The organism is Mycobacterium sp. JS623, from assembly GCF_000328565.1.
Lineage (GTDB): Bacteria > Actinomycetota > Actinomycetes > Mycobacteriales > Mycobacteriaceae > Mycobacterium.
The window spans coordinates 157449-175523 of sequence record NC_019958.1 but is presented as its reverse complement, the minus strand read 5'-3'; the positions used below and the strand labels follow the sequence as shown (position 1 = coordinate 175523).

The following is an 18075-nucleotide window of genomic DNA, read 5'->3' as shown; positions in this document are numbered from 1 at the left end:
GTTCGATGGCAAACAGTCGTCCCGACAAGAGCAGGACCGCGCGGGCGCGTGGCGCCAATCAGGCTGCTCCTGCTCAACCGTCCGCACCGCGCGAGAGTCGGCTCACCCTCGACATTCCCGCCAGCTTGCACTTCGCCATGCGCATGCAGGCCACCGCGACCAAGACGCCCATGGTCGACGAGGTGACTCCACTCCTGCTTGAGCACTATGCCGACGCGATGCGCCGCTTCCCACTTCCCCCTGGTACCTGAGAGTCATCCAAGGCCCCGCGGTAACGGTCAGGTGGGGCTACGTGATCGCGCCGCTCACCGAGCGGCGGCCGCGGCGGCGGCGAGCTCGTCGTACGCCGCCAATGCCCCGTCGAGATCAGGGAACTGCGTCTCCACGCGGTCGACGGTCAGCGCGTAACCGCCCTCGCCACCACGGCTCCACGTCGACAATGTGGCCTTACGCCCATCGCCGATCGGCCGGGTCCAGTAGCAACCGACCGACCGCATCTCCCATCCCGCGAACGGGTCTACCTCAGTCATCGCCGGACCTCATCAGCCACGATGCCCACCACCTCACCCGAACTCCACGGTGCGTCCGACCAGGGCGTCATTCGCAGCAGCCAGGATCGTGACCTCATGGAACCCGTCAACCCGATGCGTGTCGCCGTGACCGTCACCGGTGAACTCGAAGAGGTGATCACGCAGGGCATCTTCGTCGGTCGGGTCACCGGTGAACTCATCAACGTCGGTGATCGTCTGCTGGGACTCATGTCCGTCGGAGTATGCGTTGTCGACCCGAATCGTCATCCCCATGGCCGAACCCCTCCTTTCCATTCGTCGGGACCAGACGGGCCCCACTGGCGTAGGTGGGAGCGTGCCGTGGTCGCGTGTGGTGCCACCACACCTCAATGGCCGCGCCAGCCCGCCGAACGACACGAATCAGGAAGGACTTTCTGATCTCAGCCGGAACACTCTGATCGACTACCCGAGGTAGCGCAGGCGTGGTCGTTCACCTTGGCAGCGCGCCGGTAGCCAGTCACCGACTCAGCGTGAGTTGACGGCTTCCCAGAACTCGACTGCGGCCGGGCTCTGATCGAAGACGCTGGGCACCAAACCCTCCATGTCCTTCATCACCGGTCGCACGGCCTGGGCGATGCTGTCGAGCGTGTCGTAGTTCCATCGACTCTGGGACCCCAAGGCGGCCATGATCTTGGCCACGGCGTGTTGGGCGGCGCTCGACGGGACTTGCGTTGCGATGGTCGCGATGTCAGTGGACATGGTGTTCCCCCTTTGCGGTGGCCGCTCGCGGATTGGGAGGCGGTTCGCGGGTCATGTTCACGCGTGGCGAGCCGACGGTGGGCGACCGACACTTTTGCCGGCCGGATTTCTTGTAGCCGTTCATGAGCGCGGGTCCGTCACTCCTCGGCGATGACGTCGTACGTATCGAGGCGTGCCGCGTCTTGGGTCTTGTCGATGGTTAAGCCGGTGTCGGTGGTGAACGTCAGCCAGGCTGCGCTCAGCCCGTGGATGGTGATCGCTGTTACTTCGTGCCGGTTGCCGTCGGGGTCGATGATGACGTCGCCGGTGCTGAGCTGGTTCGCTTGCCGCGTAATGGTTTTCATGAGTTCCTCCGATTGATCGAGGTGAAGCTTGGCTGTCAAATCGCGAATGTGGGTCATATACCGTCGCGGTGCTGCTTCATCGGTGTTGTCGCGATGTCATCGCGTTGAACTGTTTTCGGTGGATCTGGGACCGGATGCCGCGGTCCGTGGGTCCGCCGTCGGGGGAATTCTGCGGATCCCTTGCGGTTCCGAGGTAAACTCCGATCGCCGGCCCGGCGCAGGGTTCTGTCTAGCCACAATCCCAGTGCGGCTGGCCGGTGTAGCGGACGAGCACGCATCCCAGGCCTGGTGTCCCGTAGTCCCGCAACGGTGCGTACGCGAACTCTTCCTCAGGTTCACTCTCTCCGTCCCAGAACAGGGTTCCGGTGACGTACAGGATGTTGTCGTCGTCATACATCCGGAACTGGTGGCGGTGGGCGTAGCCCGTCGGATTTCCCTGATCGTCCAGGCGGGCGTCACGTGGTCCCGCGACGCCGACAGCGTTCGGCGGCGCCGAGTCCAGGTGGTCTTCGTCGATTCGCCACGCGTAGGCACTGCTCATGATTACTCCCCAGGGGTGTATTCACCGCCCGTCGATGCCCGGGCTGGTGCGTCATCGTCGGGATTCTCACCGCCGCAGGACGCCTCGGCGGGGACGTGCTCCGGTGTCGCGCACATTTCTGGCAGGCCGTGGGTTTAGCAGGTAACCGACCTGCGATTTGGTGCTCTATCCTCGAAACCCCGCACTGCGGTGTCTCCACCGCAGTGGCTCGGCTGCGACGCACACCCTGGCCGGGCATCTCGACGTGACAAGTTCGCGTCGCTCACCCCGGGGTGACGGCGCACTCGTAGCATTCCCCACATGGCCGGAGGGAAGTACAACGCGCAGCAGGTTACCGACGTTCTCCGGCAACGTATCGCCCTGGGCCAGTATGCAGTTGGCGACCGGCTACCAAGTATCGAACAACTCAACGACGAATTCTTCAGCGTCGACGCCGGGCCGAAGCCAGCCCGGGACGCCTATGCACCGTTGATCCAGGAGGGGATGGTCACCGCTCGCGTCGGCCGCGCCGGCGGACACTTCCTGGTCTCGGCCGAGCCGTTGCCCACACTCCAGTTCCTCCAGCAGGTGGCCACCTCACTGACCGACATCGTCGGCGCGGCTATGCAGCTGGCCAACCGCGAGGTCTATGTCGTGGAGTTCCGCAAAGCCCGATCACGACATGGCTTCGGGGAGTGCTTCCTTCCGTCGCGACTGGCCGCAGAGGCGTTCGCGGTAGCAGTGCTGCAAGCCATGGGTGAACCCCGCCTGAAAGCCGAGCGCGCCGCGGCCGCGGCGTCAGAGAGTCCGGCATTGACGCAGCGCGGGGGCTATCACGTCCGCATCTACGGACGCCGTCTGGGACAACTACGCGATGTCTCCCCCGATTCGGCGTCCGGGGCGGAGATCAACTAATTGATGACGCTCAGTCGCGCCGAAACCGTCCGCTGCCCCTCCGGGGGATCACAATCACATCGTGACGGAGAATCGGAACGGCCTGTCAGTAGACGACCGCGCCAAGTTGGTTGATGGTCAATGGTATTCGATCTTGCTGCGCCATCCGCGGACTCACAGGTTCGCCCGCTGGGACGACGACCATGGGCACTTCGTGTGGGTTGGAAGCTCTGAGGACCATGTGGTTGGTTTCGACGAGGTCGCCGAGGTTCTCGAGCGTGTCGATGAACCGCCAGCCGACTCGCCCTGGTGTTGATCTGAGCGACGTGCGCCAATCAGTCGTCCCGTCACCGTCACCTAACCTCGGGCGCGCGCCGAATCACACGTGCACGTCTCACCGCTGGCGGTGACCTCGTAGGTCGCGTGTCGACCCCAGGTTTCTCCGGCCGGGTGGTCATGATAGGAAATCAGCGGATCGCCCTGGCTGTTGTCGCTGAGGTAGTGACCAATGATGAAATTGCCCGGCGAGAGTTGGACCACAACCCGTTCCAACGGCTTCATACCCGCTCCTCGTTGTCGTTTCTTTTCCCTGTCGCGATGACGCCGACCGTCACTGATCGGGCTAAACCCGTTCTGCAAGAGACGCACTGGCGGGTCGTGCTGCGTAAGGCGTCAGGCTTGCATTGCCGAGGACTCCCGCATGCAGCGACGCGGGGGGCCATGTCCAGAGTTACGAGGTCGCCACGAAGATCCTGCAGCTCGGCTAATGGCTGGCCCTGTCGAACACTGTGTGCGCGTGGGCGTGGAGGAGATCCACGAACTGGAGCAGGTCTTCCGGCTTTCCGTCGATGATCAGTCCGTCGCCGCCGGCGTTGAACAGGCCCAGTGCGTGGCTCTCTTCGATCTCCGTCGTTCCCCACTCCGTGCGCGCTTCAACTGCGGGCAGACCCTGATAGAGCGCACCCTTTGCATCGGTGTGCACGTAGTTGTACCGGTTGGCCATTGACTCTCCCTACCTCGCAGGCTGTTTCGCCAGGCGCCCAGTTGCGATGCGCAGCATTGATCCGCTTGAGTTGGCCGAGATTAACTAGCTGGCGGCATGAAAGTCGTGACCGACTCCATTGAGCAGCCTCTATTTCTGCTCCCCGGCTCTATGTTGCGGCGGCGGAGAGAGTGCGCAGCAGCTGGGCTTGTTCACTCCAGCGTCGGCTGTCAAGGTCGAGTGCGGCCTGTCCGAGGTTGGTTCGCAAACTCTCGACCGCGTGCATTCGTGTGGGTGCGGGCCCGGCGAGGAAGTTGACGGACACCCGTGCAAGCTCCTGGTGGATGCTCATGCGCGCAAGAGCGATTGCCCGGGAGTGATCTCCGGTGTCGTACGCCAAGGACTGAGCCAGGGTCAAGGCAAGCTCGATAGCGGCGCGATCGCCGTGCATGTCGATACCGACGACGTAGCGTTGGTCGACCACGGGCGCCGCCACCTCCCCGCAAACACACGGTGGTGTGGGTGCACGTTCCCACCCCTGGCGACGGTCCGATTCAACACCTCTGTCAACCACCCGCTCGCCCCCTCCGGACCGCCGGCAGCTCCGGCGACAACGTGGCGCCGTACCCGGGCGCCTCGGAAGTAAAGAGTGACGGTTACATTCCCCAGACGGGTGCGTTGCGGTGCGTGTCGCACCGACTTCCTACCGTCCACCGTGGCGGGAAGGTGCTGACCACCCGCCACCGGGATTCAGTCAGACGGCGGCGGCGAGATCGCCGGCGAGCCTCTTGAGGATGAACGCCTGAAGCTTGCCGGCACCCTCGAGCCCTGCGTCGGCGGCCGCGCGTTCGAGCGCCGCCCGCTCCGCGGGCAACAGATTCAGCTTGACCTGCTCGGTGCGCTGCCGCTTGGCCGAACCGCTGCGCCCCTTCCGCTTTGGAGTGCCGGCGACGGGCTGATCGATCGTCTTCTCCATCACGGCGTTCATGGCGATCCTCCAGGCTAGTATTTGTAGGTATCTACGTGCGGCGATGCGGCGTTTTGAAGCAGTGTCACCATCATACTTGCGGGGAAGTGCAACGCGCGCCTTTGAGCCAGGCGTGTCGCGCGTACGCGCGTGCTACATTTTGCACCATCAACGCAGTTCACACTGTATTGCGACCCGCAGGTTCGCTAGGGTGGTGCACTGGGGTTCAGTCGAGAGCTACTAGGGGCGGAGGTGGACCGTTGACGAACATCCAGCGGCCACCGCGGCCGGGACGCCCGACCGTATCTCTGCGCCAGGCGGCGCGCCTTCTACGCCGGGACCCGCGGACCGTTCAGCGGATGGTCCGTGACGGTGAACTCGAAGGCGGTTACGAATCCTCCGCTCAGCAGCGGGCACGTTGGTATGTCTACTCCGATCAGCTCTCCGCGCCGATTCGCCGCCCCTCGGAGGCATCACCGCCGGACAATGCCTCCGCGTCATCGGAGATCAACGAGCTGCGGGCAGAGGTCGCGGCCGCCAAGGCGCACGCCGCTCAAGCAGTCGAATCCAATCGACTGATCCTGGCGAGCCAAGCGATGCTGCTGACCGCGCTGAGTCAATATCGGGACGCCAGCAACGAAATCAACGTCATCTCCGAGGACTACCGCGCCATCATCGAGGACTATCGGGGCATCATCGAGCGCCATGCCGGCGCGGCTCAACGTTATCGGGATTCCGCCGACAGTTTCGCCGACATCCTGGAGAACTACCGCGACATCATCAACCAGTTTTTCACCCCGAACGATGCGAGCGCCCTGACCGAGCGATGACCACCACGGACGTCGACGAACACGCGCTGCATCGGTGGACACGTCCTAGACGCGTCGATACCCTCGACGACACGATGCCGCCAGACCCGCGAGAGCGCGTCCTGCTCTCGCCTGCGAGTTGGCGAGCCACTGACCGGCGGGTGAAGGGATTGGCACGATGGCCCACATAGACGATGAGACACTCGTCGATGTTCGCCGCGAGCTGAGGAACTTCCAATCAGCCAGCGGCAACCGCGAGTATGAGGCGTCCCTTCTCGCCGGCGCGGTGCAAGAACTCCTCGATCAGGCACAGAGCACCAACCCCGCCGAGCGCCCCATACTTCGCTATTCCATCGGCGCCTAATCGGCGACGCGCTTCGCAGACCGCAACAGCACCCTGGGCGCTGGGCCGGCCTTCTCCCCCGTGGAATCAAAAGTTTGACGACACGAGTTGCGCCTACCGCTGCCCCACTCGCGGCGACCTAGCCTCACCAGGTCGACGTTCACCGTTACGTCAACGTTGGCCGGCTGCGCTCAGCGGGCTCGATACGACCGTTAACGCCAGGGGAAGGGCCACACATGCGTGCAACAGAACATGATCCAGTGCAGATCGCCGAAGGTGTCTGGGTTCACGCCAGGCCCTTGGACATCCCCGACGACTTCCCCAACCCCGAACCGCACCGATACGTCTGGGAGTTCACCGGAACCCCCGAGCACGACGGTCACAGGACCACGTACTTCCCAGCGCCACAACATGCTTCGGCGATTCGGCGCGCGGCAGGAGGAACACAGTTTCATCACGCGAGCTCCGTTGCGACCGCCGTAGAGGCGGCTCGAGAAATCTACGCGCGTGCACTCAACGACGAGGTCTAAGCTCCGCCGTCGACAACGAGCACGCGATGCTATACACACTTGCAATGCAAGCGGTGCATTGACGCAGGGGCACACGCGCGGGAAACGACGCGCAGATCAGTTCGAATCGGGATCTGCTCGTTTGAGCGCTGCGCGTTCGTCGCGCTCCCACTCCCCGATCAACTCCATGGTCGGCTCTGCCTGGCGATCGATCGCCGCCTGAATGGCGGGGTTGCCTCGCCAGTCGGCGCGTGCGCGATTCAGGTAAGCCACCATTTCCTCGGTGTAGTGCTGGTCGTAGTCACCGCTGTACTGACCGGCCCCGGGTGGAGTCCACGACCGGTTGTGCGCAGCCATGAAGTCGTTCACGGCCGCGAAATCCCGGACAGCCGACCCGACCGCGTCGAGGTGTGCGTCATAGATCTGATGCGCGACGACGTCACCGCTCAAGGCATGGTCCACCACCGCTTCAGTGGACCCGTTCGGTGCACCGGCCGACCCGACGATCGCGTCCCATGTCGACCGAGCCAGCAAGGCGAACACCACGGGATCTGCATCGATCGACACCGACGGCGCGGGCGGCACCACCGGTTGCGCAGCGGGATCGCCGTGCTCACCCCAGAAGCGCCACATCGTGGTGTTGCGTTCTACGAGCGCGATCAACGCATCGATCGCCGAGGAATGCCTCCCGGGTTCCGGCCAGATCGGGTCGTCGACGAAGTAGTTGTTCGCGATGAGGCGTCCCGTGTTCAGCTGCGCCACAGATAATTCGACGATCAACGCTGCGTTGGCGTCCTCGACGATGCAGTCCACTCCGCCCATCTGATCAAAGGTTCCGAAAACCGGTAACGCGATCGGCGCATAGGACCTGTCGCGGCACTGGCGCAACAGCACCGCGACGGCATCAGACGGGCGAAGACTCATTCCCGTCAACATGCAGACGCAGTGATAGCTCCCCACCGGACAGCCCCCAGAGATCTCCTCGCCCGCGCCCCGGAATGTGAGGCCGCAGGACTCTCATCAGAACCTACACGCTGCAGCCGGGATACTAGTTTCTAGTTTCTAGTTTTTGGACTCGACGATCACACCGCCAGCCTCGCGTGCGACGGGACGTCAACTGTCCGACTGAATATTTCATCTCTTGCAGGTTCTCAGCCCGCGTGGTCAACCAAGCGAGTTATCCGGCGTTGCCCGTGGCGACTACCAGTTGGCCAGACAGTGGCCATCTCGGTTGAGATTTGGCCACGTGAAATGAGCCTCCACATCGTCGTCGTTTGTAGGTTCTCACGGTCGGCTGCATCTGGCCGCCCGCCCGAACTGCGACGATTCAGTTTGTCTCACGGCCGCTGCATCGGCGTTTGTCTCACGAACGGCTTCATTTCCTACAGCGCCGGCGTCAACGCGCCGTGGCCACCTGGCCTCTCGCGATTTTCACGCCTCAGACGCAGTCGATCGTGAGAAAATGAAATCGGTTGTCAGACAAAGCATCATTCATGAATAGCCGCGCGCAAGGTCGCGGAACGAGGACATGTGAAGAGTCGACGCGACGGTGCACGTCTTAATCGGGCCGTTGCGGTGCTTGGCCAAGATGAGGTCAGCCTCACCGGCGCGCGGACTGTCTCGGTCGTACCCGTCGGGCCGGTTGATGAGAATCACCAGATCCGCGTCTTGTTCCAGCTGACCGGTCTCGCGTAGGTCAGAGAGTTGCGGAACCTTGTCGACGCGTTGTTCCGGACCGCGGTTGAGCTGACAGACCGCGACCACCGGGACGTCGAGTTCCTTGGCCAACAGCTTCAGGCTGCGCGAGAACTCCGCTACTTCCGTTTGCCGGGACTCCACCTTCTTGCCCGACGTCATCAGCTGTAGGTAGTCGACGACGATCAGCTGCACATCCGACTTCTGTTTCAGGCGGCGCGCTTTGGCGCGGATTTCCATCATGGTCAGGTTCGGCGAATCGTCGATGTAGAGCGGGGCGTCGCCGATCTCGCCCATCCGCCGGGCCATCTGTGTCCAGTCGTCATCACTCATCCGGCCGGCGCGCATGTCGGCCAGCTTGATGCGCGCCTCCGCTGACAGCAGCCGCATCACGATCTCCGACTTGCTCATCTCCAGGCTGAAGATCACGCTACCCCGTCTGTGTTTGATCGAGCACGACCGCATGAAATCCAATGCCAGCGTGGACTTTCCTTGACCTGGCCGGCCCGCGACGATGACCATCTGGCCCCCGTGCAGGCCAGTGGTCACCTCGTCGAGCTCGGCGAACCCGGTCGGGATACCTTGGCCTTGGCCACCGCCTGCTTGGATGGCATCGATCTCGTCCATGGTCGGCTGCAGCAGGTCCTCCAGCGCCACCATGTCCTCGCTGCCGCGGTCCTCGGTGACGTCGTAGATCTCGGCCTGGGCACGGTCGACGACCTCGGCGATGTCGGCTCCCTCGGCGCCGGCGTAGCCGTACTGCACGACGCGGGTGCCGGCCTCCACCAGGCGCCGCAACACGGCCTTCTCGGCGACGATCCCGGCGTAGTAGCCCGCGTTGGCGGCTGTGGGCACCGTAGCGATCAGGGTGTGCAGGTACGGCGCCCCACCGATACGCCGCAGCACCCCGCGCCGGTCGAGTTCGGCGGCGACAGTCACTGCGTCTGCGGGCTCGCCCTGCCCGAATAGATCCAGGATCGCGTCATAGATCTGCTGATGGTTGGGCCGGTAGAAGTCCTTGGGCCGCAACCTTTCGAGCACGTCGGCGATGGCGTCCTTGCTGAGCATCATCCCGCCCAACACGGACTGCTCAGCGGCCAGATCCTGCGGCGGCTGCCGGTCGTTGTCGAGGTCGGCATAAGGCTCCACCTGCCGGCGGCGACGTGTGCGTGTCGGTGCGTCGTCAAGATCGGTCATGCCGAGATCGCCTCCTCGAATTCGTCCTCGTCGCCACCGCCAGCGAGATCGGCAGCGATGTCGGGCCAGCACTGGTCACACACCGTTGCCATGGCCTTCAACGGCAGCTCCGGGCGGTAGGTGCCGTGGTCGGATCCGCACACCACGCAGTTGCAACCACCAGTGATCGCCAGGTCCATCTGGAGTTCCTCACTCAACGACGGCACTGCCGAAACAGGTTCGGCTGCAACAGGTTGCGGCTCGTAGCCGGCAAGGACATCGCTTGCCCAGCGCGCCAACGCCTCCGCCAGCGGCATTTCCGGGAACATGAAAGTCACCAGGCGGGCGGCCACCCCCAAAGCAGCCATCGGGTCCTGTGACCGCCGCCCGAACTTCGCCTCGTCGGCGAGAAGCACCTGTGCGCGCAGCTCTGGGCTGGTCATCGCCGCCAGAGCGGCGAAGCGGCGGTCTTTGGTGTCCTCTGCTTCAGCGCGCGCCGCGGCTGCAGCGCGGGCGTCCCACGCGGCTTGCAGTGGGCGCAGCCGAGGACCCGCACCCACGACATTTTGCTGCAGACGCCAGATGGCGAGCTTGTACGGGCGTTGCACTTGAGCAGGCATTTCAGCGTTGAGGACCTCGAGGATCTGGTCAGCGCGCCAACCCCGCTTGAGTCGTTGCAGGATCTCACTTCCGAGCTTCCACCGCAGGTGCCTGGGCAGCTGAGCCATCGGTTCGGGCAGTCCGTCCATGACGGTTTTGAGTTCGCCTCGGGGAACCCTCACCCCAATCGGTCGAGAAGTCTCGCGGCGCCTGTCGTTTCGGAGGGTAGGGAGGTAATTCTTTTGGTCTATATAAGGAAGCGGCTCGGAAAAGGTGACGGAATCGGTCTTGGAACGGCTGCTGTAGTCGACGATTACGCGCCCGGAGCGGTCCCGCTGAAGGACCTCGATCCCTTCGGTGAACCGGGTATGGATGGCGACCAAGGCGTGCTTCCCGCGGCCCTGTGCGGGCCGATAGAGGATCAACTCGTCGGCCGCCAGGGACGCCAGTGCCCGCCCGACGGTCTTGACGTCGTAACGACGCCACCCGGCCGCGGCGATCAAGTCGACGATCTGCGACAGTCCCACACGGTCGTCGGTAAGCCTGCTGTAGCCGCAGAGCAGCTTGAGCACGGCTGTCAGGGCATGTCGGCGTGCGCCACGCAGACGGAGTTCGGCTGCGCTGCCTTCGACGCGTTCCCTTACGGCTGCGGCGTCGGAGAATTCCACGCGCGGGCGCGGACTGACGGTGGCAGTGCGGCGTCGACGCGACGACGGCAAGGTAGTCGTCAGGCGGGTCATCGCACCGCACCCCGCCTCAGCGAGGTCCACGGCCGTACATCGATCGCCGCGGAGGCCAGTGCGCGGGCGGCAAAGTGCACGCCACTGCGGCAGGGCTTGCCGACCGGCGGACAATCTGCTGGCGCGGCCTGGCCCCGCTCACGACGCGCGTGAGCGACTCGATGCGAGGTAAGTGATCCTGCCGCCGTCCGGCGCAGACACCTGTGACCGACGTCGATCAGCGCGACGTTTTGCGACGACACCCACCTCGAACCGACGCCATGGGCGCGGTTCTGGCTAATGCGTCGAAGGAATGTGCTTGTAGTGCTTGCACTGCTATCAGGGCGTGTTCTACCCTGGAACCCACCTGACACGGTGAAAGTCCCTTCGCTTCGCGAGGGGCACGAGATCGAAGTTGACGCTTCGCTCTCAAACGGCCCGGAGTTACCGCTCCGGTGGCATGCTTAAAGCGTCCAACTCCCCCTACGGGGGGACTGCCGTATGTGCCCCTACTGATTTAGTTATGAGGTCGACTCAGCAGCGCCCCGTTCCCAGGGCGCGCAGTGTCGCGCGATGTAGTAGCTGCACCTCCTCATTGCCGCCGCGAATGACACTCCCGTGGATGCGCGCGTACGCGCGCCACTGGTTCATCGCAACATGTCACCGCGGGAAACTTGTGGAACGACACGATGGAGCGCGCCAACAGGCTGCTCAGGGCCCCAGTGAGCCTCGGCGAGGTATCCCGCTGCCCACTGGCACAACCGCGGCCAGTCGACGTCGATGTAGCGCGCAAGCGCCGGGTCGGAGCGCTTAGCCTCCACTGCCACCACGGAGGCCACCCAGCGCAACGCCGCCGTCCCCCGTAGCCCCGTGGCCATTCGCGCCGCGTCCAAAATCGTTGGAGGCTCCATATCGTCACCGACGCTCACCCGATCCGCGTGTGTGGTGATCCAACAGACGACGAGCAACTTCGCCTCACCGACCAACTCGTGATCGCGCAGTGCGGCCATCACCGCCAGTCCGTCAGCGGACACATCGCGACTGGCCCCGCGCCGACGGGGCGGCGGCCGATGCCGGGCGATATCGGTTACCGACGCGAATTCAGATGCCGACACCAAGCCATCGAGAGTCACGACACCTCCCCCATCACCAACCGGTCGAACCGGGCGTCATGGTCATAGGAGCCACTTGGCGCACAACACAAACAGCTCAGCGTCGGGGCCCGGCGCGCGCCGTCCACGTCCAGGGGCCGGCCGTCCGTCGTCCACCCCAATACCGCCAACGAGCCGCAGTGGCGGGCCAACTCCTGCTGAAGAAGACGGGCCGCAGCTGCGCCGCAGTGGACATCAATGGCGTTCCCCCACGCCAGAACCACCAGATCACGATCGTGAGCCAGTGATCGGAGCGCGGTCGGGTCCAGTGGGCCAGCACTGGCGCTTGGTTCACCGCCAGCAGGTTCCGTCGGCGGGCTGATGAAGCCTATGTCGACTCCGCCGTAGCCCAGGCCTCGCGCAATCAGCGCACATCGACGATGAACCGCTGCGGCGCGGTAGTGGGGGCGACTCTGCGCCGACAGCACCCAACCAAGCAGTGGCTGCCGGGGATCCCAGCAACGCACTACCCGCCGCTGAGGACCCCTCTTGTGCCAGGACGACGCTCCGCGCATGGGCCAGACCTGCCGGCGGGCCCGCTGCAGGGGCACCGCTTGCACTTGCCCGTCCTGGTCCGCGGGCGAGGTGACGGTGCCTCGAACAAGCGCTCCACCTTGCGATGCTGGCGTGGCTAGGGCGCCAGGCCCCGGCCTGCGCCGGCTCATCCGTGCAGCGTCGGTCCTCACTGACGCCTCCATGAGGAGGCGTGAGCGTAGTCATCGTCACCGTTCGGCAGGTGTCCCGGCGTCGCCGCGGGAGCGCCCGGTCCTGTGCGCGTTGAGGTGTGGGCGTGGGGATGCAGCTGAGTGCGGTCGGACCGCATGGCGCCGGCGGGGACTGATCCGGGTAGTTCTGCCTGTGCAGGTGACCGATACTCGATCAGGGCCATATCGCAGAAGACCACGCCCACCAGCTCCGACGGAACTCCCTGCGCAGGTGTCAGGTCTGAAAAGAGCCGACGCGCGTGGTCGACAACGTCGCCACCAACGGAGTCCCAATCGACGGTGCTGAGGCGCTCAGCAAGGTCGTGAAGGACCTCAGCCCGTCCCGCCGCAATCATCGTCCCGGTGCAGCGATGAACCAGGGCCAGTCCGTCGACAAGGCGCAGTGAACCCAACTCAGACGCGTCGATGCGCGGGGTGATGACCAAATCGGGGCAGGTCGTGCGTTGCGCCGTGAGGTCAACGCATTGTTCACCGACACGCACGGCTTGACTGACGAAAGGGTGAGCCGCGGGCGCGCGCTCCAATATCGAGGTCATGTTCGCCCCTCCGAGGTCGACCCCTCGGCAACTTCGTCCGCCTCCAACGTCAACGAAAGCTGCTGCGGAACAAGTGAATCCGTGACCTTACGGCGGATGAGGGCTATCGATATGTCCCCGCCGTAGTCGATGGGGACCGCTCCTAGGGCGATCGCCTGCCGCCGCTTGGAGTCGGTCACGTCGTAGTGCGAAAGGGCCGTCCCGGGATGCTGCGCCCAGGCCTTCTTGAGGCCGAGCTTAGCGGCGAACTCATTGAGTTCATCGTCGGAGTCGGCCATCAGGTGTGACCACCTGCCGGTGATCGTGCCCACCTGTGCCGATAGCCGCATGTTGTCGACGTAGACGGTCATGCGCTACGCCACCCCTGGTAGAGGTAGGCCGTAGTCGGCCAGGCAGGTCGTGCACGTGTCAACCCCAGCGGGGGCTGGATGCCGACAGATGGAGCATCGGGCAGGCGGCCGCGGCACGAAGGTGGCCATGGCGAATTTCCTGTCACCAACCGCATCGGAGATCTCAGGAGATGCCATCTGCTGCCCCTCCGCGGTGTGTGGCTCGTACCGGCATGACGTGGACGGCGGAAACTCGCTCGATCGCGATGTAGTCATCGGTGGCCTCCGACTGGCAAGGCCGCGGCGCCCGACGCACCAACTGGCGCTGCGGCGGCTTCCAGTGAATCGTGAGCGGATGGGTGGACAGCGATCGGCGTCGTCGACGAACTGCCGTTCGGTGCTCGATTCGCCGCTGCGGCAAGCTCTTCCGCGAACAGACAGGCTCGGTCGAGCTGGCAACTGAATGCGCTCTTAGTCATCGGTGGAGACATCTTCGCGGCTAGATCGGCCAAAGATGACTGGTCATCTGCGGCGCGCCGCTGCAGTACCTCCAACCAGCGTCGTCGCCAGACCGGCGACCTGGAGAGGTTGACCGAGGTGAGGACTTCCAGGGCGGCCCGGGCGCGCGCTGATTGTCGCGACGCGGCGTCTCGCCGCCGGTGTTCGTTGGCGGCACCAAGGGACTCTGCGTTACGCCACGTCCGCCCCGAGCCGGGATAGCTGTGACGAGACATCAGAACCGCCGCCCCCTCGTCGCCGTCCCCCGGTCCGGTGACGTGACGGCCTGATGCCCGTCGCGATGGTGATCACCGGCGGTGCGGCGCGGGTCCGCGCCGATCGCGTGCCGGCCCCGCCACCGGGACCCTCCGCTCACCGAACCCCTCACCCGGTGCGCGAAAGCGTGTTTCTTCCCCACGTGGCTGCCGGCCGCCGATACGGCGTTGGCCTGGCGGGCAGCCGATGGTGTGCGTGTCGCCGGTCCGACTGGGGGTCGCCCCGCCGCGGTCATCCGGCTTTCCTGATGTCGTCGAAGTCGTCCACCGAGTCGAGGTCGAAGTCGTCCAGACTCAGGGCATCGTCATCGACGTCGTCGAGATCATCGTTGTCATCGACGTCGAGACCGTCCTCGTCGAGCTCGGAGAGGTCCTCGTCGAAGTCGTCGGCGTCCACGTCGGTAGGGTCGGCGCCATTAGCGGCGGCCTCGAGATTGCGCTTGAGGCGCCGACGCTCGCGCTCGCTCAGGCCTCCCCAGATACCGAACCGTTCGTCGTTGGCGAGCGCGGCGTTGAGGCAATCTCCGATGACGGGGCAGCGCTGGCAGATGCGCTTTGCGTCGCGGGTTGATCCGCCCTTTTCGGGGAAGAAGGCCTCCGGGTCGGTTTGGGCGCACAAGCTCTTGCGCTGCCACTGGTCGTCGGAGAGGTCTAAGCCCAGGAGATGGGCTAGGGAAATGTTGGTGACTGCGGTGGTGGGGGGCTCGTCCTCGTTGTCGCCGACGATGAGTGGCGCTTCGGCGCGAGTGGAGTCTTCGCGGTGAGGGGCCTCCATGTCGCTGGTCTGTCGCGCGAGGAAGGTGTTGCCGGCGAGGAGCGCTTCGCGTGCTTCGGTGAACTTGGCCGCGACGTCGGCGCGGGTGCGCCCTTCCTGATCCTGATAGCTGAGCAGCTTGCCGTCAGGGACGACGCGGCGCAGTTGCGCCGTGACGGCAGCGAGAGGCACAACCATTGCCTGTGCGCGCCAGGCACGCTCGGCCACGTGGTACAGGTCGCAGCGGTCTTTGTCCCATTTGCGCAGCGCAATGGTGCGTGCACCGTCAAGGACGTTGGCCACACCCATCACGAGGTCGTGCGGCGGCAGTGTCGTGGCTGTGATGGTGACTGGTGCTGCGGTAAACTCTTGGACGTCGTTCAAAGCGATCTCCCCCTTCGGGTGGATGCCGATCCAGTTCGTGGCTCGATCGGCGATAGCAAGGACTAGCCCTCGGTGACGACCCCCCGGTCACCGAGGGCTGTCGCATTTCTGGGCCGCGCGCCGGACCTTCCCTTCACCACCCGCGGGTGCGTGTCTGTGGCCATTCGCCGGCTCGCTCTGAGGTTCGCGTGTGGGGCCGCCTCCTTCGATTCCGTTGTTGGTGACTCCGAATGGGATCGCTCGGCGTCTCCGTATGGGACTGACTGTAAACCCCGAATAGAGACGCCGTCAACAGCTGAACGGAGTCATTTCGTGTGCCGTCCACCCAAATCGGTAGGAGACCACCACCAGCGCGCCGCGATAAGCGGACAAAAACGACTATCCGTGCCGGAGTTATGTCCTCTCGCCGGGCTATGTCCGCCGCTGACCAGGACGTATGATGTTGGCCATGACCGCACCGCCCGGCGGAAATGTCCGGCTACGCGCCGCCCGTCGCGAACGCGGCCTCACCTCACAAGCGGACTTCGTCGGCGCTCTAACCGCGAAGGCCGCCGAACTCGGCCTCGTCCCGCTCTCGGTCACTACGCGCACCGTCCGGCGGTGGGAGTCTGACAATCCAGGCTGGCCTCACCGGCCGCACATCGACGCGCTCGAGGCGCTGTTCGGACTGCCCATCACAGATCTGGGCTTCACGCCCCGCTCGGAGCGCACGGCACTGTCCGCAGCAGAACGCGGTGGTCGACCCTCTCGCCCGATCCTTCCCCCAGCCCCCGAAAGCCCCACTCCCCCGCCGCACTTCCACGAGATGGGATCCGCTCAGGCCACCGCCAGGTACGCGCAGATGACGACCCTCTACAGCGACATGTACTGGCACGTCCCAGCAAAGATGCTGCAGCAGCCCATCTTTCGACACGCAGAACTCGGGGCGTCGCTGCTTGCGGCCACCGGCACCGACACCACTGAGCTGGCAACCCCAGTTGCCCTGGCCTGGATGCTCGCCGGCCGCGTACTGCTCTTCGACGTACATCGACCCGGCGACTCTCGTGCCTGCTTCACCGAAGCGCTCGAATGCGCCCGCCTGACCGAAGACGAGTCGCTGGGCGCGGCCGCCCTCGGTCACCTCGCGCTGGCGACCACGCGCGACGACGACGGCGGCGACCTGCCCCAAGCACGAGAACTCATCAGATCCGCCCGATCCTTCTCACGGCGCGGCGGAAACCCGCAGCGACTGCAAGCATGGCTGGACACCATCGAGGCCGACATAGCTTCGCGCGCCGGCGACCACGGACACGCCGCCACACTCATCGCACACGCCGAGCAGTCCTTGCGTGGAGCCGACGGCCAGCCCCCCTGGCTCGACTGGTTCACCACACATCGGATGGCGATAGCCAAAGCCAACACACTGTTGTCGGCCGGCCGGCTCACCGATGCCCGGATGGCATTGGATCGTGCACTCAATGAACTGCCCACCAACGATGTGAAGACGCGAGCACTGACGTTGTGCGACCTGGCCGCCGTCCACGCCGTCGGGCGAGAACCTGAACAAGCCGCAGCCCTACTCACCGCCGCACTCGACGAGATGGGACCCTCGTCCTCGGCCACATTGAGCCGCCGCATTCACTCAGTGCGCACGATGCTCGACGAGTGGACTGACAGCACCGCCGTGCACGAACTTGATGACCGCCTCTCTCAGTGGGACACGACCGTCACGGCGATAACAGCATGAGCGACAACACGAATCCGCCCACCTGGGCGGCAGTCATTCAAGCCCGACGCGACCAGCTGGGCATTTCACAGGCTCAACTCGCACGCCTGGCCGGCGTTCCAAAGGGCACCTTCCAGCGGTATGAGACCGGCGACCGCGAGCCGCCACTGTCCGTCGCACGCGCCATCGCCGAAGCCCTCGACGTGTCGCTCGCCGAACTCGCTGGTCAGGTACCCGCCGGCGAGGACCCAGTGGAGACGCCTGGGCTCTCTGTCGTCGGCGAGGTCATGCAGGCCCGTCGTCGCGAGCTCGGGCTGACCCAAACCCGTGTTGCAAACACCGCAGGGCTGGCCTTGGAGGCCTACCAGCGGTACGAATCCGGCGATCAAGAGCCGTCGCTAGCTGCCGCAGCGGCTATCTGCTCCGCCCTCGACATCAGCCTGCCCACCCTCGCCGGTGTTGACCCACGGCCCATCGAACTCAACGGGAAATGGTGGGCGACCTGGCAAGGAGGATTCGGCCACCACGACCAGGCCGACCTGCACACCGTCGATGCGCTCCGCGCCGGCGACACCCTGCTGCTGGACAACGCATGGAGAGGCGAGCTGCGCGTCTTCTCCAACGAGGTCCTCATCGGTTGGTACCGGCCGCCGGGAAGGAGCACTCGCAGCCGTCAGGCCGTGTTCCTCTGGTTACCCGCCAGCGAAGAGTATCTGTACGGCCGGTGGACCGGGGTCGCGGCGAACAACTCGGTGGTGTCCGGCTGGTGCGTGCTCGCGCGCGACGAATCGACCTCCCGGGAAGTGTTCGAGAAACTGGCCCGCGACAACGTGCAGCCGCGGCCGGCCCTGAAGCTCCCCGAGCTGGGATCGTGGGGTTCGGGGTAGGTCGC

The 18075-nt window shown here is 64.9% G+C and carries 23 protein-coding genes and 1 pseudogene; 8 read left to right on the top strand and 16 right to left on the bottom strand.

The features are described from left to right. The first annotated feature begins 5 nt into the window (after nucleotides 1–5). Entirely contained in the window at nucleotides 6–251 is a 246-nt protein-coding gene (locus tag MYCSM_RS34065) for a hypothetical protein (protein WP_015298092.1), read from the top strand. Between the two features lie 54 nt (nucleotides 252–305). Here MYCSM_RS34065 and MYCSM_RS34060 read toward each other — a convergent pair whose 3' ends face one another. The 5 genes from MYCSM_RS34060 to MYCSM_RS34040 form a co-directional block, all read right to left on the bottom strand. Beyond that, a complete protein-coding gene (locus MYCSM_RS34060) occupies nucleotides 306–530 on the bottom strand; it encodes a hypothetical protein (protein WP_015298091.1) in 225 nt (74 codons plus the stop codon). Nucleotides 531–563: 33 nt separating this feature from the next. Then, nucleotides 564–803: a hypothetical protein gene (locus MYCSM_RS34055; protein WP_015298090.1), complete on the bottom strand. Its 240-nt coding sequence runs from the start codon at nucleotides 801–803 to the stop codon at nucleotides 564–566. Nucleotides 804–1034: 231 nt separating this feature from the next. Then, nucleotides 1035–1268 carry a hypothetical protein gene (locus MYCSM_RS34050; RefSeq protein ID WP_015298089.1) on the bottom strand — a complete coding sequence of 78 codons (234 nt, stop codon included), beginning with the start codon at nucleotides 1266–1268 and terminating at the stop codon, nucleotides 1035–1037. A gap of 137 nt (nucleotides 1269–1405) precedes the next feature. Further along, a complete protein-coding gene (locus MYCSM_RS34045) occupies nucleotides 1406–1612 on the bottom strand; it encodes a hypothetical protein (protein WP_015298088.1) in 207 nt (68 codons plus the stop codon). 229 nt (nucleotides 1613–1841) lie between these two features. Next, nucleotides 1842–2153 (bottom strand): hypothetical protein, encoded by a 312-nt coding sequence (locus MYCSM_RS34040; RefSeq protein WP_015298087.1) that lies wholly within the window; start codon nucleotides 2151–2153, stop codon nucleotides 1842–1844. 300 nt (nucleotides 2154–2453) lie between these two features. Between MYCSM_RS34040 and MYCSM_RS34035 the strand changes: the two genes are divergently transcribed. Both MYCSM_RS34035 and MYCSM_RS34030 read left to right on the top strand, forming a co-directional pair. Then, nucleotides 2454–3047 (top strand): GntR family transcriptional regulator, encoded by a 594-nt coding sequence (locus MYCSM_RS34035; protein WP_015298086.1) that lies wholly within the window; start codon nucleotides 2454–2456, stop codon nucleotides 3045–3047. 61 nt (nucleotides 3048–3108) lie between these two features. After that, complete coding sequence (locus tag MYCSM_RS34030) at nucleotides 3109–3342, top strand: hypothetical protein (RefSeq protein ID WP_041316038.1); 234 nt, start codon at nucleotides 3109–3111, stop codon at nucleotides 3340–3342. Between the two features lie 41 nt (nucleotides 3343–3383). Here MYCSM_RS34030 and MYCSM_RS34025 read toward each other — a convergent pair whose 3' ends face one another. From MYCSM_RS34025 to MYCSM_RS34010, 4 genes are all read right to left on the bottom strand, one after another. Continuing rightward, a complete protein-coding gene (locus tag MYCSM_RS34025; protein ID WP_015298085.1) occupies nucleotides 3384–3587 on the bottom strand; it encodes a hypothetical protein in 204 nt (67 codons plus the stop codon). 202 nt (nucleotides 3588–3789) lie between these two features. Beyond that, nucleotides 3790–4029 carry a hypothetical protein gene (locus MYCSM_RS34020; protein WP_015298084.1) on the bottom strand — a complete coding sequence of 80 codons (240 nt, stop codon included), beginning with the start codon at nucleotides 4027–4029 and terminating at the stop codon, nucleotides 3790–3792. A gap of 148 nt (nucleotides 4030–4177) precedes the next feature. Continuing rightward, nucleotides 4178–4492 carry a hypothetical protein gene (locus tag MYCSM_RS34015; protein ID WP_015298083.1) on the bottom strand — a complete coding sequence of 105 codons (315 nt, stop codon included), beginning with the start codon at nucleotides 4490–4492 and terminating at the stop codon, nucleotides 4178–4180. A gap of 270 nt (nucleotides 4493–4762) precedes the next feature. Further along, nucleotides 4763–4996, bottom strand: a complete 234-nt coding sequence (locus MYCSM_RS34010; protein ID WP_015298082.1) for a hypothetical protein — start codon at nucleotides 4994–4996, stop codon at nucleotides 4763–4765. Between the two features lie 338 nt (nucleotides 4997–5334). Here MYCSM_RS34010 and MYCSM_RS34005 point away from each other — a divergent pair, with 338 nt between their 5' ends. From MYCSM_RS34005 to MYCSM_RS33995, 3 genes are all read left to right on the top strand, one after another. Further along, nucleotides 5335–5805, top strand: coding sequence for a hypothetical protein (locus MYCSM_RS34005; protein WP_015298081.1), 471 nt, complete (start codon nucleotides 5335–5337; stop codon nucleotides 5803–5805). A 157-nt stretch (nucleotides 5806–5962) separates the two neighbouring features. Then, nucleotides 5963–6148, top strand: coding sequence for a hypothetical protein (locus MYCSM_RS34000; RefSeq protein WP_015298080.1), 186 nt, complete (start codon nucleotides 5963–5965; stop codon nucleotides 6146–6148). A gap of 215 nt (nucleotides 6149–6363) precedes the next feature. Beyond that, a complete protein-coding gene (locus MYCSM_RS33995; protein WP_015298079.1) occupies nucleotides 6364–6657 on the top strand; it encodes a hypothetical protein in 294 nt (97 codons plus the stop codon). Nucleotides 6658–6753: 96 nt separating this feature from the next. Here the strand turns inward: MYCSM_RS33995 and MYCSM_RS33990 are convergent, their stop codons facing one another. The 7 genes and pseudogenes from MYCSM_RS33990 to MYCSM_RS37620 form a co-directional block, all read right to left on the bottom strand. Next, complete coding sequence (locus MYCSM_RS33990; protein ID WP_041316033.1) at nucleotides 6754–7560, bottom strand: hypothetical protein; 807 nt, start codon at nucleotides 7558–7560, stop codon at nucleotides 6754–6756. Between the two features lie 567 nt (nucleotides 7561–8127). After that, nucleotides 8128–9480, bottom strand: a complete 1353-nt coding sequence (gene dnaB / locus MYCSM_RS33985; RefSeq protein ID WP_085976658.1) for a replicative DNA helicase — start codon at nucleotides 9478–9480, stop codon at nucleotides 8128–8130. Between the two features lie 44 nt (nucleotides 9481–9524). Continuing rightward, entirely contained in the window at nucleotides 9525–10847 is a 1323-nt protein-coding gene (locus tag MYCSM_RS33980) for a hypothetical protein (protein WP_015298076.1), read from the bottom strand. 626 nt (nucleotides 10848–11473) lie between these two features. Then, nucleotides 11474–11959 carry a hypothetical protein gene (locus tag MYCSM_RS33975; RefSeq protein WP_015298074.1) on the bottom strand — a complete coding sequence of 162 codons (486 nt, stop codon included), beginning with the start codon at nucleotides 11957–11959 and terminating at the stop codon, nucleotides 11474–11476. A 700-nt stretch (nucleotides 11960–12659) separates the two neighbouring features. Next, nucleotides 12660–13238, bottom strand: coding sequence for a hypothetical protein (locus tag MYCSM_RS33965; protein WP_015298072.1), 579 nt, complete (start codon nucleotides 13236–13238; stop codon nucleotides 12660–12662). Further along, nucleotides 13235–13588 (bottom strand): DUF4031 domain-containing protein, encoded by a 354-nt coding sequence (locus tag MYCSM_RS33960; RefSeq protein ID WP_015298071.1) that lies wholly within the window; start codon nucleotides 13586–13588, stop codon nucleotides 13235–13237. The genes MYCSM_RS33965 and MYCSM_RS33960 overlap by 4 nt, the downstream gene beginning before the upstream one ends. Nucleotides 13589–14770: 1182 nt before the next feature. Further along, nucleotides 14771–14989 (bottom strand): annotated as a pseudogene (locus tag MYCSM_RS37620) (WhiB family transcriptional regulator); the annotation flags it as partial. 937 nt (nucleotides 14990–15926) lie between these two features. On the opposite strand from MYCSM_RS37620, the gene MYCSM_RS35615 reads away from it, so the two are divergent. Next, nucleotides 15927–17204, top strand: a complete 1278-nt coding sequence (locus MYCSM_RS35615) for a helix-turn-helix transcriptional regulator (RefSeq protein ID WP_157681624.1) — start codon at nucleotides 15927–15929, stop codon at nucleotides 17202–17204. Further along, nucleotides 17201–18070: a helix-turn-helix domain-containing protein gene (locus MYCSM_RS35610; protein WP_015298066.1), complete on the top strand. Its 870-nt coding sequence runs from the start codon at nucleotides 17201–17203 to the stop codon at nucleotides 18068–18070. The genes MYCSM_RS35615 and MYCSM_RS35610 overlap by 4 nt, the downstream gene beginning before the upstream one ends. The last annotated feature ends 5 nt before the right edge of the window (nucleotides 18071–18075 follow it).

What these genes read in the sequence shown, in the direction of transcription:
- MYCSM_RS34065 (WP_015298092.1), top strand. Translation starts at nt 6, where the DNA reads ATGGCAAACAGTCGTCCCGACAAGAGCAGGACCGCGCGGGCGCGTGGC.
- MYCSM_RS34060 (WP_015298091.1), bottom strand. Translation starts at nt 530, where the DNA reads ATGACTGAGGTAGACCCGTTCGCGGGATGGGAGATGCGGTCGGTCGGT.
- MYCSM_RS34055 (WP_015298090.1), bottom strand. Translation starts at nt 803, where the DNA reads ATGGGGATGACGATTCGGGTCGACAACGCATACTCCGACGGACATGAG.
- MYCSM_RS34050 (WP_015298089.1), bottom strand. Translation starts at nt 1,268, where the DNA reads ATGTCCACTGACATCGCGACCATCGCAACGCAAGTCCCGTCGAGCGCC.
- MYCSM_RS34045 (WP_015298088.1), bottom strand. Translation starts at nt 1,612, where the DNA reads ATGAAAACCATTACGCGGCAAGCGAACCAGCTCAGCACCGGCGACGTC.
- MYCSM_RS34040 (WP_015298087.1), bottom strand. Translation starts at nt 2,153, where the DNA reads ATGAGCAGTGCCTACGCGTGGCGAATCGACGAAGACCACCTGGACTCG.
- MYCSM_RS34035 (WP_015298086.1), top strand. Translation starts at nt 2,454, where the DNA reads ATGGCCGGAGGGAAGTACAACGCGCAGCAGGTTACCGACGTTCTCCGG.
- MYCSM_RS34025 (WP_015298085.1), bottom strand. Translation starts at nt 3,587, where the DNA reads ATGAAGCCGTTGGAACGGGTTGTGGTCCAACTCTCGCCGGGCAATTTC.
- MYCSM_RS34020 (WP_015298084.1), bottom strand. Translation starts at nt 4,029, where the DNA reads ATGGCCAACCGGTACAACTACGTGCACACCGATGCAAAGGGTGCGCTC.
- MYCSM_RS34010 (WP_015298082.1), bottom strand. Translation starts at nt 4,996, where the DNA reads ATGAACGCCGTGATGGAGAAGACGATCGATCAGCCCGTCGCCGGCACT.
- MYCSM_RS34005 (WP_015298081.1), top strand. Translation starts at nt 5,335, where the DNA reads ATGGTCCGTGACGGTGAACTCGAAGGCGGTTACGAATCCTCCGCTCAG.
- MYCSM_RS34000 (WP_015298080.1), top strand. Translation starts at nt 5,963, where the DNA reads ATGGCCCACATAGACGATGAGACACTCGTCGATGTTCGCCGCGAGCTG.
- MYCSM_RS33995 (WP_015298079.1), top strand. Translation starts at nt 6,364, where the DNA reads ATGCGTGCAACAGAACATGATCCAGTGCAGATCGCCGAAGGTGTCTGG.
- MYCSM_RS33990 (WP_041316033.1), bottom strand. Translation starts at nt 7,560, where the DNA reads ATGAGTCTTCGCCCGTCTGATGCCGTCGCGGTGCTGTTGCGCCAGTGC.
- MYCSM_RS33980 (WP_015298076.1), bottom strand. Translation starts at nt 10,847, where the DNA reads ATGACCCGCCTGACGACTACCTTGCCGTCGTCGCGTCGACGCCGCACT.
- MYCSM_RS33965 (WP_015298072.1), bottom strand. Translation starts at nt 13,238, where the DNA reads ATGACCTCGATATTGGAGCGCGCGCCCGCGGCTCACCCTTTCGTCAGT.
- MYCSM_RS33960 (WP_015298071.1), bottom strand. Translation starts at nt 13,588, where the DNA reads ATGACCGTCTACGTCGACAACATGCGGCTATCGGCACAGGTGGGCACG.
- MYCSM_RS35615 (WP_157681624.1), top strand. Translation starts at nt 15,927, where the DNA reads ATGACCGCACCGCCCGGCGGAAATGTCCGGCTACGCGCCGCCCGTCGC.
- MYCSM_RS35610 (WP_015298066.1), top strand. Translation starts at nt 17,201, where the DNA reads ATGAGCGACAACACGAATCCGCCCACCTGGGCGGCAGTCATTCAAGCC.